Annotated in this window: 16 protein-coding genes; 7 read left to right on the forward strand and 9 right to left on the reverse strand. The window is 47.9% G+C overall.

Going from position 1 to position 15083, the window contains the following annotated elements:
- Window positions 1-189: 189 nt before the first annotated feature.
- The 4 genes from FGU46_RS00210 (at window position 190) to FGU46_RS00225 (ending at window position 2592) form a co-directional block, all read left to right on the forward strand.
- A complete protein-coding gene (locus FGU46_RS00210) occupies window positions 190-861 on the forward strand; it encodes a TetR/AcrR family transcriptional regulator (protein ID WP_286475278.1) in 672 nt (223 codons plus the stop codon).
- A 19-nt stretch (window positions 862-880) separates the two neighbouring features.
- Window positions 881-1267, forward strand: a complete 387-nt coding sequence (locus FGU46_RS00215; protein ID WP_286475280.1) for a hypothetical protein — start codon at window positions 881-883, stop codon at window positions 1265-1267.
- A gap of 73 nt (window positions 1268-1340) precedes the next feature.
- The gene (locus FGU46_RS00220; protein ID WP_286475282.1) at window positions 1341-1847 is read left to right on the forward strand and encodes a flavodoxin family protein; all 507 of its coding nucleotides are present in this window, start codon (window positions 1341-1343) and stop codon (window positions 1845-1847) included.
- 52 nt (window positions 1848-1899) lie between these two features.
- Window positions 1900-2592 (forward strand): 4a-hydroxytetrahydrobiopterin dehydratase, encoded by a 693-nt coding sequence (locus FGU46_RS00225; RefSeq protein ID WP_286475285.1) that lies wholly within the window; start codon window positions 1900-1902, stop codon window positions 2590-2592.
- Window positions 2593-2695: 103 nt separating this feature from the next.
- Here the strand turns inward: FGU46_RS00225 and FGU46_RS00230 are convergent, their stop codons facing one another.
- On the reverse strand, window positions 2696-3409 hold the full coding sequence (locus tag FGU46_RS00230) for an MBL fold metallo-hydrolase (protein ID WP_286475286.1): 714 nt from the start codon (window positions 3407-3409) through the stop codon (window positions 2696-2698).
- A 150-nt stretch (window positions 3410-3559) separates the two neighbouring features.
- On the opposite strand from FGU46_RS00230, the gene tsaA reads away from it, so the two are divergent.
- The gene (gene tsaA, locus FGU46_RS00235) at window positions 3560-3976 is read left to right on the forward strand and encodes a tRNA (N6-threonylcarbamoyladenosine(37)-N6)-methyltransferase TrmO (protein WP_286475288.1); all 417 of its coding nucleotides are present in this window, start codon (window positions 3560-3562) and stop codon (window positions 3974-3976) included.
- Between the two features lie 29 nt (window positions 3977-4005).
- Here tsaA and FGU46_RS00240 read toward each other — a convergent pair whose 3' ends face one another.
- The 3 genes from FGU46_RS00240 to FGU46_RS00250 all read right to left on the reverse strand — a co-directional run bounded on the left by FGU46_RS00240 (window position 4006) and on the right by FGU46_RS00250 (window position 7281).
- Window positions 4006-5697 (reverse strand): ABC-ATPase domain-containing protein, encoded by a 1692-nt coding sequence (locus FGU46_RS00240; protein WP_286475290.1) that lies wholly within the window; start codon window positions 5695-5697, stop codon window positions 4006-4008.
- A gap of 116 nt (window positions 5698-5813) precedes the next feature.
- Window positions 5814-6422: a CRISPR-associated CARF protein Csa3 gene (gene csa3 / locus FGU46_RS00245; protein WP_286475293.1), complete on the reverse strand. Its 609-nt coding sequence runs from the start codon at window positions 6420-6422 to the stop codon at window positions 5814-5816.
- 307 nt (window positions 6423-6729) lie between these two features.
- A complete protein-coding gene (locus tag FGU46_RS00250; protein WP_286475295.1) occupies window positions 6730-7281 on the reverse strand; it encodes a manganese efflux pump MntP in 552 nt (183 codons plus the stop codon).
- Window positions 7282-7434: 153 nt separating this feature from the next.
- Between FGU46_RS00250 and FGU46_RS00255 the strand changes: the two genes are divergently transcribed.
- Entirely contained in the window at window positions 7435-8022 is a 588-nt protein-coding gene (locus FGU46_RS00255; protein ID WP_286475297.1) for a tetratricopeptide repeat protein, read from the forward strand.
- Between the two features lie 246 nt (window positions 8023-8268).
- Here FGU46_RS00255 and FGU46_RS00260 read toward each other — a convergent pair whose 3' ends face one another.
- On the reverse strand, window positions 8269-8649 hold the full coding sequence (locus FGU46_RS00260; RefSeq protein WP_286475299.1) for a hypothetical protein: 381 nt from the start codon (window positions 8647-8649) through the stop codon (window positions 8269-8271).
- Window positions 8650-8719: 70 nt separating this feature from the next.
- Here FGU46_RS00260 and FGU46_RS00265 point away from each other — a divergent pair, with 70 nt between their 5' ends.
- Window positions 8720-9400 carry a methyltransferase domain-containing protein gene (locus tag FGU46_RS00265; RefSeq protein WP_286475301.1) on the forward strand — a complete coding sequence of 227 codons (681 nt, stop codon included), beginning with the start codon at window positions 8720-8722 and terminating at the stop codon, window positions 9398-9400.
- A 5-nt stretch (window positions 9401-9405) separates the two neighbouring features.
- On the opposite strand, the gene FGU46_RS00270 is transcribed toward FGU46_RS00265, so the two are convergent.
- The 4 genes from FGU46_RS00270 to FGU46_RS00285 form a co-directional block, all read right to left on the reverse strand.
- Complete coding sequence (locus FGU46_RS00270) at window positions 9406-11706, reverse strand: PAS domain S-box protein (protein ID WP_286475303.1); 2301 nt, start codon at window positions 11704-11706, stop codon at window positions 9406-9408.
- A gap of 135 nt (window positions 11707-11841) precedes the next feature.
- Window positions 11842-12693 (reverse strand): prenyltransferase, encoded by an 852-nt coding sequence (locus FGU46_RS00275; protein ID WP_286475305.1) that lies wholly within the window; start codon window positions 12691-12693, stop codon window positions 11842-11844.
- A 29-nt stretch (window positions 12694-12722) separates the two neighbouring features.
- The gene (locus FGU46_RS00280; RefSeq protein ID WP_286475307.1) at window positions 12723-13556 is read right to left on the reverse strand and encodes a phytoene/squalene synthase family protein; all 834 of its coding nucleotides are present in this window, start codon (window positions 13554-13556) and stop codon (window positions 12723-12725) included.
- Between the two features lie 24 nt (window positions 13557-13580).
- A complete protein-coding gene (locus FGU46_RS00285; RefSeq protein WP_286475310.1) occupies window positions 13581-15056 on the reverse strand; it encodes a phytoene desaturase family protein in 1476 nt (491 codons plus the stop codon).
- Window positions 15057-15083 lie beyond the last annotated feature (27 nt).

Genomic DNA, 15083 nt, shown 5'->3' on the forward strand with positions numbered 1-15083 from the left:
ATCATGATCAGTGCTAATCAGGAGCACTATAAAATTTTTTTATTTAATTTCTTTATAGTGAACAGTTTTTGGTAGGGACCAACACCCAGTTTCTGAACAAACGTTAGTTTTTTATAGGGGAAGTCCATAGTAAATGCATGTATTGAACAAACGTTTGTTCAATTCTAAATTATTGGTGGTTACGAAACCATGACCGATGCAGCCTTAAATTCTCAGAATGAGATTAAAAGAACCACGAAAGAGAAAATATTTGATGCTGCAGTAGATTTATTCTCTCTAAAAGGCTTCAGCAATGTGCCAGTAAGAGAGATAGCAAAAAAGGCCGGGATAAGGGAAGGTTCCATCTACAATCATTTTAGAAATAAAGAAGCGATCTTAGATGCCATCATCGATTATTTCAAGTTAGAAATGGCCAAGACCAACCTACCTTCTGAGGAAGCAGCGGCTCTGATGCAGGAGGGACCAGAAGTTTATCTGGAAATGGGTGCCCAGATATTCCTGTCTCGCATCAACACCCCCCAGTTTGGGAAGATATGGCGGCTGGTTTTGATGGAAAGCTACCACAATGAGAAAATACGGGATGTATTCAAAAAGGATTTAATAGAAGAACCCCTGGCTGGGTGGGAAAGTATATTCCAACTCATGGTTGAAAAGAAGATGATTAAACCCGTGAATCCCCGAATCATGGCTTATGAATACTGGTCATTTGTTATTTTCCTGCTTTTTGATTACTCCATTTTATATTATGAACAAGACTTTGGCTCCTACATGAAGGGTGGTTTAGAGAAAATGAACAACCACACCCGGCTCCTCTTAGAAGCCGTAAAAATAAGGGATAAACAAAGTCAGTTGAAATTTTAGCGGTTATGGAGGGATAAATATGGATAAAACGAGAGTGACAGCCTCAATTCTGGGTGTGTTTGCTGGATTAGGCGGTGGAGTGTTTCATGGAATTGGAGAAATTCTCCAGGGTAGTGTAGCTCCAGAGGGGATAATGATAGAGGCTTATCCGGCCATGCAAGCCACTGCAGGAGAGCCGGCCATGACCATAGTCCCCAACTTCATCATCACCGGAATTCTATCCATCATCATGGGGGTAGTGGTCACCTTATGGGCTGCTCTATATATAAGGAAGAAAAATGGAGGTTTAATCCTGATTTTGCTTTCAATAATAATGCTCTTACTTGGTGGTGGGATCATCCCACCTATAATTGGGATAATAGGCGGAATTATTGGTACCAGGATCAAGCAAGACAACCATTATTGATCGGATGTAAAAAAAATAATTGTTAGATTAATGAGAATATAATATGAGGTAGTTAGGATAGGAGAAAGAAATAATGGATAAAAATAAGGTCAAAAGTCACGGGAACTCTCTCCTAGTTCTATATTCATACCATCACCATAATACAGAAAAAATAGCTAAAGTCTTTGCAAAAGTTCTTGATGCACAAATAAAATGGCCGAAAGAGATCAATCCTGAAGAAATCCAGAAATATGATCTTATAGGTTTTGGATCAGGGATCTATAGTTCAAAACACCACGAATCACTCCTTGAAATCGTTGATAAATTGCCAGAGGTCACAGACAAAAAGGCATTTATTTTTTCGACTTGTGGAGCACCAATAGCGATTGGTGGCCAAAAAACACTCGATGATTATGCAATAAAGTGTCATTCTTTGCTTAGGGAAAAATTAAAATCTAAAGGCTACCTGATTATTGATGAATTTATTTGTGCAGGTTTTAACACCAATAGTTTTCTTAAACTATTTGGAGGAATAAATAAAGGTAGACCCAATGCCGAAGACCTTAAAAATGCAGAAGAGTTTGCTAAGCGTCTCATTTAAAATGTTGGTAAGGTCTAAATTAATCTTATATACCGATAATGGGGGAAATCTGATGTTACCAGAACTCTTAAACCAAGAAGAAATAGATATAAGGGATTCCCAGCTTGAGAACTGGAAGATCGTAGAAAACCATCATCTGGTGGGATTGTACCAGTTTGTTAACTTCGCCATGGCCCTGGAATTCACCCGAAAGGTGGGAGAGGTGGCCGAGGACTTGCAACACCATCCTGAAATCGATTTGTCCTGGGGGCAGGTGGAGATCACCATCTTCACCCATGACCGGGATGGTCTCACCGAGTTGGACTTCCAATTCGCCGCACGGGTGGAGGAGGCCTTCAACCCTCATAAGGAAGATGAAGTGGAAAAGTTCATGGTCCTCCTGGAGGAGGGGGACCTACTGGAGAAACGGGAGGCCGCCCGGAAGTTAGGTGGTCTGAAGGATTCCCGTGCTGTTCCCTCTTTGATAAGAGCGCTGACCAGTGAGGATGTGGCTCTCTCCCGTAGGGCAACTCGTTCTCTGGGCCGCCTCAATGATAGAAGGGCAGTGGATCCCCTGATCGATCTCTTGGAAAATGAGGATGACCTGCTGCGTCAGTACGCCCGGGACTCCCTGGTGGAACTGGACGAGTTCTCGGTTCCCGGACTTCTGAAGGCCGTTAAAAGTAGGGATAATAGGAAGAGAAAACTGGCAGTAGGGGCCCTCCTGGAGATCAGAGATGATGAGACCCTCCAGTTAAATGAATGACCGGGACTAGTACTATAATAAGGATAATAAGTATTTTCAAGCTATACAACCATATAGGTTGTCAGGCATATTGTTTATTTCTACAGCTGATCCCGCATCCTATCTACTCCCCCACCATTATCAGTTCCCCTATCCTCAGGATTCTTACCTTTATACCTTCGCCCCGGAGTTCCACTGCCAGGTCCTGAGGATCGGCTTGTAAGTGGTGGATAGGGACCACCAAGGAGGGTTGTATCGTTAAGGTGGCCTGGGCGGCTTCCTTGACGTTCATGGTGTAGGTTCCACCAATGGGTAGGAAGGCCACGTCAACAGGGCCCAGTTCACTCATTTCTGGGATGAGGTCGGTGTCTCCGGCGTGGTAGATCCGGTGGCCGTCTATTTCCAGGAGGTAACCCACCCCTTCTCCGGGTTTGTGAAACTTCCGGGTGGAGCTGCCTTCGGGTGTGTTGTAGGCCGGCAATACGGTGATCTTCACATCACCCAGTTCTAGCTCATCACCAGGGGCCACCACCCTTATCTGGTCTCCCAGTATTTCTTTAACCTTCTCCGGAGCCAGGACTAGGGTGTCGGGGCTACTGATCCGGTCCACGGTTACCTTCTTCACATGGTCCTGGTGATGATGGGTTATCAGGATGATATCTGCCTTTTCCAGGTCATCGGGAAGTCCATCCACCTCATCCGGCCAAGTGGAGAACTCTATGGCGGTGGGATGGTCCTGGTAGTATTTTTTTAGGTAGGAGGGATCCAGGTAGATTGTCTGATTCCGGGTTTTGATCTGCACCCAGGCGGGAGGGTACCATCTTAGGGCTATAGCCATTTAAATCACCTATTTTACCAAATATTTTACAAGAATTTTAGTAATTTTCTAAAAAGTCATGAATATGATTTCCAAGTGTTATCTTTGAATTTCTTGCATAAGTTTTTATTAGTCACTAAATACCAAGTGATAGTTGGAGGGGAAGAGGAAATGGATAGTTATCAACGGAAAATGGAACTTACTGTCATTGGAACTGTGAAATCACCCTATAAAAAAAAGGGTGAAGCTCCACATCAGGGCCGTAACTCGGAGGAGTTATCCCAGATTATAATAATGCCCGAATTTGAGGAGGGATTGGAGGGGGTGGAACGTTATCATCAGCTCTTCATCCTGTACTGGTTTGACCGGGCGGAGGAACCCCTACTGAAGGTGGTTCCCCCTGGACGCAAGAAGAAGAGGGGTATTTTCTCCACCCGGGGACCACCCCGTCCCAATCCCATTGGCCTGACCCTGGTGGATCTGGTTAAACGTGAGGGACCGGTCCTGACGGTGCGGGGACTGGAAGCCCTGGACGGATCTCCGGTGCTGGATATTAAACCTTACCTGCCCGATCTGGACAGTGTTTAAAAGTAAGTTATCTTTAAATATTCATTCACTTATTGTATGCTCAAACTGCGCAGCCGGTTCAAAGCCGCCGCAAATTCGTAGGGTCTGAATCTGGCCAGGCCCGGGGGCTTACTGCGTCCTGGTGGGCTTAGAACATCCAGGCCACTTTTTTCCATATCCGTTTCCACGAGGTGCAGTATCTCCAGGATGGTGTGCTGATTGTCCATGTAATGCTGGGCATGGTACAGGGCATAGGCCAGGGCCCGGGTCTGACTGGGGTCCACCAGCTGTTTTACCTGGGAAAGATCGATGGTGTCACTGCCCAGGAGTATGGTATCCTTCCCCCGGCTGGAGATCTTTATCTTTCGGCCCCGGTAGGGATTTATACTCTCCCTGAGTGGTGTGCGGTGGTGGTAGCTGAAGGGATGGGGCACCTCCCGGGACCGGCCAGTGGGGATCTGCTGGGCCACCATCCGGGCTTCCCTGGTGCGGTTTTGGGGCTGATAACGGTCCATCATAACCACAGTGTGGGCCACCTCGAAGTAGTCCCCGGAGCCACCCATGACCATGACCGTGGACACTCCCTCCTCTTCATACAACTCCAGGACCCGGTCTATGAAGGGGGTGATGGGTTCCTGGTGGGATTTGACCAGGACCTGCATCCTTTCATCCCTGATCATGAAGTTGGTCGCTGAAGTATCCTCATCGAAGAGTAGAAGATGGGAACCGGCTTCCAGGGCTTCCACGATGTTGGCGGCCTGGCTGGTGGAGCCCGAGGCATTCTGGGTGGAGAACTCACGGGTGCTCTCCATGAAGGGTGGTTCATGGATGAATGAGCTTATATCTGTTTTCTGGATGCTGCGACCATCCTCAGCACGGATTTTCACCGCTGATTCCCGGGTGACCACCAGTTCCCGGCCATCACCTGGCACGTGGTTGTAGATCCCGGCCTCCAACGCCTGCAGCAGGGTGGATTTTCCATGGTACCCTCCCCCCACGATGAGGGTCACCCCTTCAGGGATGCCCATACCCGTAACCATTCCCCGGTTGGGAGTGGATAGGGATACCCGCAGGGATGATGGTGATTTGAGGGGTACCGCAGTTTTCAGGGGCTGGGAACAAACACCACTGCGCCGGGGGAGTGTGGACCCCTCGGCCAGAAAAGCCACCAGACCCCTTTCAGAGAGCTGTTCCCGGAGGGCGTGAGCATCTTCGGTGAGGTTCAGGTGGGCCTCCACCTCCGGGTCTCCGGTGTAAAAACAGGATTCATCCACCATCAAAGGCAGGATATCCACCAGGAGATGTTTTGCTTCTTTCCCCATAATTCTCCGGCCTCTGGCTGGCAGTCCCAGGGAAAAGCGCATCTCCACATTCTCAGGACCAAGGTTAACACAGCTCCGCTCCAGGATCTCCTGGCCCCCAGCATCGATTCTGAAATCACCACTACGGCCGCTTCCCAGGATAGTGGCCGGGTGGGCGTGAATGGCCTTCTGGAAGGATCTAGCCAGGTAGTCCTCCAGGGCCACCCTCCGGATGGTGGAGTTAAAAAAGTGAGATGGGAAGTGGTGGTCTTCCACCTCCACCCGCAAGAGGGAGGGAGTGGCGTAGGGATCCCGTTGCACATGTTCCACGTGAAGGATGAAATGTTTAAACTGGTAGCTACCCCTCAGGTCCTGGTAGGCCTTGTATCCCCGGCCATGGATTCTACCCAGAATCTTACCCAAAAATTGACCATCCTTCATGTAAAACCCCCACGGTTTAATCCCAGAGTTATAATCCTTTTTATCATCAGAAGAATAACTTTAGATTAAATTATAAGAAAAAAGGTAATGAACATAGGGCTGGTAGTAGTGTGGCTTTAGATAATGGCCAGTTCCCCGGCGGAGGTTATTTCCAGCTGGTGGGGGTCGATGAATCCCATCTCCCGCAGCTCCCGGATGTGATTGTAAGTCATGCCCCGGCTGATACCAATTTTAAGAGCCAGGTTCTTCACCGAGGTGTCTCCTTTTTTAAGTTCCTCCAAGACCATGAGTTTAGTCTTGGAGATGCCGAAGTTGAGTATGGGCAGATCCACCACTTCACCATCTTCCTCGGTGACGTACACGATCCTCTCCACCATTTTATGACGGGCGTAACAGCCAAACAGGGCCCCCAATGCCTGGGGTTTGCGGCCACCGCTGATATTCACCACCACCCTCCTTCCCTGGGCATTTTCTGCCTCAATGACCTCGGCGGTGTCCTGGGCGATCTTCACCACCTCGTAGATGCTGGTTAGCTGGGTCTCGATATCCATGACCCGACCTACCGTTTCGGTGAGCATGCGCTCAGCTTCTAACTTTTTCTCCGGAGCATTCTCTTCACGTAATAAAACAAGTTTTTTTGGTGAAAAACGAGTTATACATGCCATCACCGGCTCCAAGGAGTAAATAGTAGATATTACAGTATTTTCTATACTACCACATCCCATCCACCCTTAAAAAAGGGTTTAATCTGTATTCTCCACAAACATCGGCCCAATATGGTCCTTCCTAGTTGTATGTTTAACAATGGGCAGATTTTGAATACATACTTATATAATGTTGAATTTTAGTTCCTCTCATATATAAATTTGTTTAACAGTTGTCCTATTTTCAGTTTAATACTTAAAAAATATTGACAAATGATGGTTTAGTCCTAGATAATAATCTACTCCTTTAAGCAGGGGGGAGGGTGATTACCAGGACAATTATCTCCATATGGAAGATGTTTTAAAAGGATTAGAGAAATTAAACCAATCAAAGCAGGTTTTCCAGGAGGATCTTGAAGCCGATGGCGATAAGTATTATACCGCCCACGATCTCAATCTTGCTCTCGAAGAGGTGGCCTACCTGTTTCCCGATGTAAACCCCCACCAGGGAGAGGATGAAAGTTACCAATCCGATGATGATGATGGGTTGTAAGAGGGAGATGTTTAAAAAGGCGAAGGTGACTCCCACGGCGAAGGCGTCGATACTGGTGGCCACTGACAAAAATAGAAGCTCACGGAGGGATAATATTTCACAGGCATCCTCCTCCGGGTGGCGGAAACTCTCGTAGATCATCTTGACCCCAACTAAGCCTAGGAGAATGAAGGCCACCCAGGGAGCCCACTGGCTCATGAAACTGGCCAGTTCCCGGCCGGAAGCCCAGCCCAGGACGGGCATAAGGGCCTGAAATCCTCCAAAAAATAGGGCAATGGTCAGGGCATGTTTAATATCGCAGCGTACGCTCAGGCCCCGGGTGATGGAGACGCTGAAGGCATCCATGGCCAGGCCCACCGCCAGTAATAGAATAGACAGAAGATCCATATTAAAAATCCCTAAACTAGTGTAAACTATTTTCTATAATTCTATTATCTAAGGATTACAATAATATAACAATAGGTGAGGGAGATTAGATTAAATTAAAATAGAAGAGGTATTAACATCAATCCCAACCACAGTGAAGATAACGAGGAACCCTTGTACTGGTTTCGCAGGGGAAACCAGCTTATGAAGGATGGATTATATTCTGACGCAGTTCTGGCCTATGACCGGGCCCTGGAGATGGACCCTGAAAACTCCTTTATGTGGGATAATCGGGGTGTGGCCCTATCCCATCTGGGTTTACTGGAAGAGTCCCAGGAATCATTCCAACTGGCACTAGACATGGACCCCTCCAATGCCCAGGCCTGGTCCAACCTGGGAGTGGCCCTGGCATCACAGAATCGCCTGGAAGAGGCCCTCAACTCCCTGGATCAGGCAGTGAAGTTGGATGAAAACAATGATGAAGCCTGGAATAATAGGGGCACGGCCCTCCTTGCCCTGAAAAAATACCAGGAAGCCGTGGATTCCTTTGATCATGCCCTGAAAGTGAATTCCGATAATCCCCAGGCCTGGGCAGGTAAAGGATCCGCCCTGGGTTTTCTGGAACGCTACCCGGAAGCCATTGAGTGCATGGAACGATTCATTGAGTTGGCGGCTGGCCTGGACAGTCCCCAGGTGGAAGAGGCCTGGGCTATGATCCTGGAGTGGAAAATAAGAACTAAGGGAAAAGGGGATGAAGAGTAAGCTGGATAACAATTTTCCTAGTAATAAAAAGCTTTTTAGTAATAAGAGTGCTTCCAGAGATGGGGGGGTGTATAGGAGGGAAAAATGGCCTATTAATTTATCTCTGGAAGCATATATTTTCTGGTTTCAACGAGAAATAGTAGTTTTCAAGTGTTGAAACCAAACTAGGTATGTTGTGCTTTAAGTACACACTGACATATATACTTTGTGGTTAGGTATCTTAAAATTATCTAAATAACTTGAAAATTAGCTAGAGCCTGCATCCTGACCCTCACTCAATAGGGCCTTCAGTTTCTCCAGGTTCTCTTTCCTAAAGGCTATGACCTTTCTTTGTCCATTGTAGTCAAATTTGAATCGGGAAATTTCACTACCGAACTCCAGGTTTTCCATCCTGGCAATCTGGTACTGGTTCACCTTACCAGTGCGATTGGTGCCCCAGAAGTTTTTTCGATACTCAATTAGGCTCTCCACAGTCACCTCCAAATCAAAGGAGTCATCCTCCAGGAAGGCCACGGTCTTCTCCAGGTCCCGGTCACAGACCAGACAGTTACTGGTCTGGGGTGGATTGCCCACTCCACATTCCGGACATATCAGTGAAAAATCAGCCATTTGATTTTCAGGTTCCATGGTATCGGCATCCCTCTATAAATTCATGTGGTCAGGTACCATATAAATTTAAAAATACAAGAGAAAATTGATGACAACTAAAATTGTGGGTCCCATATTCACCGGGCGCAGCTGGGATGAGTACCTGAAGATGTTCAAACTAACCAGGGAGGAACTGAAGACCCGGAGTTTCCTGGACTGCGCCGCTGGTGCCAGCTCCTTCACCGCCTACCTGGCCAACGGTGGTGGTCGGGTGCAGGCGGTGGACCTTCTCTATGACCAGGACCCCCTGGTTCTTAAATCATTATGTCAGAAGCACCTGGAGGCCCTGGTAAAATCCCTGGAACCCATAAAGAGGGAGTTTGAATGGAGCTACTTCCGGGATCTGAACCACCTGAAGGAACATCGCAGTCGTAGCTGCCAGGAATTTTACCAGGACTACTCCCAGAATCCGAACCGTTACCAGAAGGGAGATCTAACCAGGCTACCCTTTGCTGATTCTGAATTTGATATAGTTCTCTCCTCCCATCTGCTTTTTATCTACGACCATCGTCTGGACCTGGACTTTCATCTACAGGTCCTAGATGAGATGTTGCGCGTGTCGGGGGAGGAGGTGCGGGTCTATCCCCTGGTGAAGCATGCGAATAAGACATCAGAATTCTTGAAGCCAGCCTGGCAGAGGATGTCAATGGTGGCGGAACTGGAACTGGTGAAGGTGAACTACCAGTTTCGCAGGGGTGGGAACCAGATGTTGATAATTAGAAAATCTTGATTTATTTATTCTTCTCCGGTTTTCCGGTAGGTTATGTCCTTGGCCAGACCCACCCTGCGATATATTTGCTTATTTTCGTTTATTACCGGGAAGGAACGGATCCTGATCCAGCGGGTGGCTCCATCCGGACGCTTTAATCGGCATTCCATGGATTTGGTCCGGGTCAGGTCATTGATTTCCAGGGATCCGTAGATGTGGTGGATGAACTTCTTCTGGTCCTGGGGGTGTATGGATTCAATCCAGGATCGGGGATTCTGGTAGAGTTGGCTTATGGAGGAGCCCCATATCTTCTGGTAGGAGGGACTCATGTACAGTAACTGGCCATTTAGAGGATCGATCATCCAGAAAACCTCCTCAATATTCCGGGCCATTAACTGGAAGATCTCCTCCCTCATCTTCATTTTAAATTCATTGAGCTTGCGGCGAGTTACATCCCTCAAAATAGCGGTGGTGTAGCATTTTCCTTCCAGCTGCCAGGAGTTGAGTGACATCTCCAGGGGAAATTCACTCCCATCCTTACGTAGACCATAAGACTCGAAAACTTTACCGGAACCATTATCTGGCTTGGATTGGGGCAGCTCCATCTGTCCGGCAAAGTCGGCCTGGTATCTTTCCGGGATCAGGATGTCCACTGGTTGTCCCAGTATATCCGCTTCACTGTAGTCGAAGATCCGTTCCAGACTGCGGTTGGAGAAAACCACGACCCCGTCCTCATCGGTGATGATGATGGCATCCATGGCGGTCTGGGCCAGGGTACGGAATTTCTCTTCACTGCCCTTTAAGGCCCGTTCCACCTGCATCTGTTTGGTGATATCCTCCATGGTCATGAGGTACTCGCCATTCTCCAAACGCACCGGTATGAAGTAGATGATCTTCACCTCTCCCCCTTTACTGGTTATGGGAAAAATGCGGGAAGCCTTATCCCCCGGTTTAGATCCTTTAAAATCTTCTATCCAGGTAGAAACTGCTTCACGCCTGGTTTCAGGATCAGGATAGGCCTTCTTAAACCATTCTTTTCCATTAGACACATCTTCCAGGGTGTAACCTGATATTTCCTCAAATTTGGGATTCACGTAGAGGTAGTGGCCCTGGGCATCAATAAGCACCAGTCCAAAGGGTGCATTCTCGGTTATAGTTCTTAATTTTGATTTTTCTGATAATAGATTCTCTTCTATCTGCTTTTGGGAGCTGATATCCCTACCCTCCGGGACCAGATACTGCAGGTTGCCCTCCGGATCATAGAACGGGTGCATGCTGTACTCGATCCATAGGGGGCCGTTTTTGGTGTAGATCTCCAGTTCTTCCTTGATGGTTTCTCCACCGGCACATAGCATAATGTCCTGTTCAATACGTTCCCGGAGCTGGGAGGAAAGTGACCAGAATTTCAAGTCCGGGAACATGGACCCCTGCACTTCCTCCAGGGTAGTGTCGATCAGGGCCAGGGGAGTGTTGTTAACAAACACCACCCGGCCATCAGGCTCCAGGACTGCTACGAAGGTTAGCATATCATCCAGCACCCCGGTCAGGAAGTTTCTCCTTTCCAGTAGGTAGATCTCATTTTTCTTGTTCTCGGTGATATCTCGGGCAATGAGCTGTACCGCTGGTGATTTTCCCTGGGGAGTGGTTATGGGCTGGAGGTTGGTGCTGAACCACCGTTTATCATCTTTTATCACGGTTTCCTCTTCTACGGTCATCCCCTGGTTGGTGTCAATCACCCGGCGTATACTTTCCATCTGACGTTCGGCATGTTCAGGGGGAAAGATGTCCCACATCTTCTTACCCACCAGTCCCTGGGGGTTCAGGCCAAAAAAACGGTTGGCACTGCTGTTGGCCATGACGAATTCGCCCTGGTAGTTCACCATGGCTATCGGGTCATCGGCATTTTCCACCAGCAACCGGTAACGCTCCTCACTCACCCGGAGGGCGTTCTCCATCCGGTGCTTGTAAAGGGCCATTTCCACCGTGTAGACGAGTTCCTGGGGATCCACCGGTTTTATCAGGTACCCGTAGGTGTTTAATAAATCATTTTTGCTCAAATACAGGTCAGTATTACCCGTGCTTAAAAAAATAAGAGGAAGACTGTTTTCGGTTTTAAATGAATCAATAACCTCTAAAACCCTGTTATCAGAATTAAAAACAACGTCCATGATGATAAGATCAGGGATAGAATCAGAAACTGTGTTTAAATATTCCTCACTAATATTAGAAACGTCAAGAACCTGAAAACCTTTATAATCCAATATCTGGCCAAGTTTCCGGGCTTCGAGGGCATCCTCCACCGCCACCATAATCGTGGTTTGTGACATTAACCAATTCCCTACAACTCTAGGGTATCCTATAAGTTATGGGTTACTATCAGGAGTCAAGAGGAAAAAAATAAATAGGGTAACCGTAATGCGGTATAAGCTGTTAAACTGGTTTAAAAATATTCATAACTCCCCTCATACGAAAAAGAGTTTGTAAACCACCATAGATGTGAATAACAATCCACCCAGGCCGGTGTTAACGTAAGGCAGATACCAGTACAACTTTTCAATGGCAAGATCCCGTTTTACCAGTAACAGGAGGGGGAAGAGCGGATATAGAAAGACCAGGAAGCTCAATGGATAAAATTCGGACAGGTAGACCACAATAACCGACAATGATGTCCAGAAAAGGAGGCACAATACTAGAGATGCTTTTTTCCCCACATATACGGGAGTGGTGTTTATTCCAGCATCGGCATCATATTTAATGTCTGGTATGGCGGAGAAGATGTGCATGGCGGATATGTGAAAGAAGGCTCCCAGCATATAAATCCCGGGTGGCAGGGAACCGGCGGCCAGGTAGTAGGCAAAAATACCGGGCATAATGTACAGGTAGTTGGAGGCAAAATCCAGGAAGGGCTTCTCTTTGAAGCGTAGCGGCCGGGCACTGTAGAAGTAGGATAGAAACAGGAAGATCCCGAAGAGTATCCTTTCAGTGTTATCCTGGATGAACATCAACAGGAAGGAAAAACCAGTGACCAGAAATATCAGGTTTAAAAGTCTTTTTTTATCACGTCTCTGGAGTCTTAATTCTTTTTCATCCTTTTTAGGATTTAGAAGATCAGTTTCCTCATCCCAGTAGTCGTTAACCCCGTAGATGAAGATGTTGGCTGGGAAGAAAAAGTAGAAAAGGTAGAGGTAGTACTCGGGGCGGAAGAAGTCTCCTAAAAAGGCAAAACCCAGGGCATATCCCACCACATAGGTGCCGCCGGAGTAGATCCAGAACCGGGGTCGGGATACCTTGAAGCTGAAGGATAAAAGGTTCATAACATACCCCTAGTTTGTCCGGATAACTATTAGTTGAATCCTAAGCGGAGGGAGTTGCTGAAGACGTGGCTGATGATCTGGGGTAGGGATGGTTTGACTTTGCGCTGGTAGACCACCAGGGGATCCTTTCTGATCTGGGCCCCAGTCCACTTGTAGAGGTCGGAGGCAGTTTTAACTGGTATCAGGTAACGGTAGGGTATATATTTGAATCCAGCCTCGGCTTTAACCTGCCACTCCATATAAGTATCCAGTTGTTTATGTACAAAGGATCTGAACCCCTCTGGATTCCTCCGGGCTTCTTCCGGTTGGAGACTGTCCAGTCCGAACATTTTTAGATCTTCCTGGGGGAAGTACACCCTTCCCAGATCCAGGTCCTCGTCGATGTCCCGGATGAAGTTGATGTACTGCATGGCCCTTCCCAGATACCGCGCGGCAGGGTAGGAATCAGGGGACAGGCCCATGATCCGGGCCATGAAGAGTCCCACCACCTCAGAGGAACCGTAGAGGTAGGTTAAAAGTTCATCCATGTCCTGGTACTCGGTTTTGGTAACGTCCATCTCCATGGATTTCAGGAAGGCCAGGGTCCATTTTTCATCGAATTTCTTCTCCGCGGATAAGTGGGCGAAGGAGTCCACCACCACATCCCCGGTGGTGATCCCCTCCCGGGCCTGGTGGTAACGTTCCTGGAAGGCATAAAAGCCTTCCGCATCCTGGGGGATGGCATCCACGTAGTCATCGGCCTTACGGAGGAAGCTGTAGAGTATGAAAACCTCTTCCTTAACCCGTTTTGGGAAAAAGAGGGTGCTGTAAAAGTATGTTTTGCTTCCCTTTTTAAAGAGGGAGTAGATGGTGCTATGGGTCATTTCATCCACCTTATATTGGTCACATCATTTACCATAATCTTCATTTATTTCTTTAGCTACAATTTCGGAGGATATAAAGGTCATGGGCACCCCTATACCAGGGTGGGTGTATTGTCCTGTGTAGTACAGGTTTTTTACCTTCTTACTTTTGTGTGCCGGACGGAACAGGGCTGTCTGGCGCATGGTATGGGAAAGTCCCAGGGCTGTGCCCTTGTAGGCGTTGTATCTTTCTTTGAAGTCGTTCAGGGCGAAGATCCTTTCCACCAGGATGTGGTCCCGGATGTTCTCTCCGGTTTTGGCCTCCAGATCATCCAGGATGTGCTGGTACAGCTTCTGACGACGTTCTTCGGTGTCCTCCAATCCCGGAGCCAGAGGTATCAGGATGAACAGGGTGTCCATGCCAGGTGGGGCGGCGGTGCGGTCGGTCTTGGAGGGTATGTTAACGTAGTAGGATGGATTTTCTGGCCAGGTCGCCTTTTTGGGGTCGAATAAGGTGTCGAAGCCTTCTGCCCAGTCTTTGTCCAGGAAGAGGTTGTGATGTACCAGGTTCTGCATCTCCCGATCAATACCCACGTAGGCCACCAGGGAGGATGGGGCTAATACCTTCTTTTCCCAGTAACTGGCCGGGTAGGTCTGGTACTTATCCTTCAGGAGTTCCATCTCGGTGAAGGGATAGTCCGCGTTGACCAGGACCAGGTCAGCCTCATAAATCCCGTTACTGGTCTGTACTCCTGTGGCCAGGCCATCCTCTACTATGATCTTCTCCACTGGTTCGTTGAATAGGAACTGGGTACCGTGGGACTGGGCCAGTTCGTAGATGGAACTGGCCACCCTTCTCATACCTCCCTGGGGATAGAAGACACCCATAGTGAGGTCGATGTGGGACATGATATGGTAAAGGGAGGGGGTGCGTTTGGGTGAGCTTCCCAGAAATCCAATGGAGTACTGCACTATCTTCCGGGCCTGGTCACTCTCGAATTTACGGTCCACGAAGTGCTCCAGGTTTTCCAGGATGTTAAGGCGAATACCGCTCAGGAGCATTTTACCATTCAAAAAGTCCAGGATGGTACGATAATCCTTGTATAAAAGTTCCTTAACCGATAATTCGTACATCTTCTCGGCTGAGGCCAGGTATTCCTTCAGTTTTTCGCCTCCATTTTCTTCGAAGGTGTCAAACAGGGCGAAGTTCTTCTCCAATTCGGATTCAACATCCACCACCTCGTCTTCGGAGAAGTAGACCCGGTAGGATGGGTCCAGGCGGTCCAGTTGGAAGAAGTCTTCCGGTTTTTTATTAAAGTTAGCGTAAAAGTGTTCGTACACATCGGGCATTAGGTACCAGGAGGGTCCCATGTCGAAGTGGAATCCCTGGTCACGGTAGACACTGGCCCGACCTCCCGGGCCTTCATTTTTTTCCAGTACCTTCACTTCATAGCCGTCTTTGGCCAGTAAAGCTGCTGCAGATAATCCTCCGAATCCGGCTCCTACTACTATAACTTTCATTTTTTTCCACCAAAGATGCTCTTAAAA

This window comes from Methanobacterium sp. CWC-01 (assembly GCF_030323845.1).
Taxonomy (GTDB): Archaea; Methanobacteriota; Methanobacteria; order Methanobacteriales; family Methanobacteriaceae; genus Methanobacterium; species Methanobacterium aridiramus.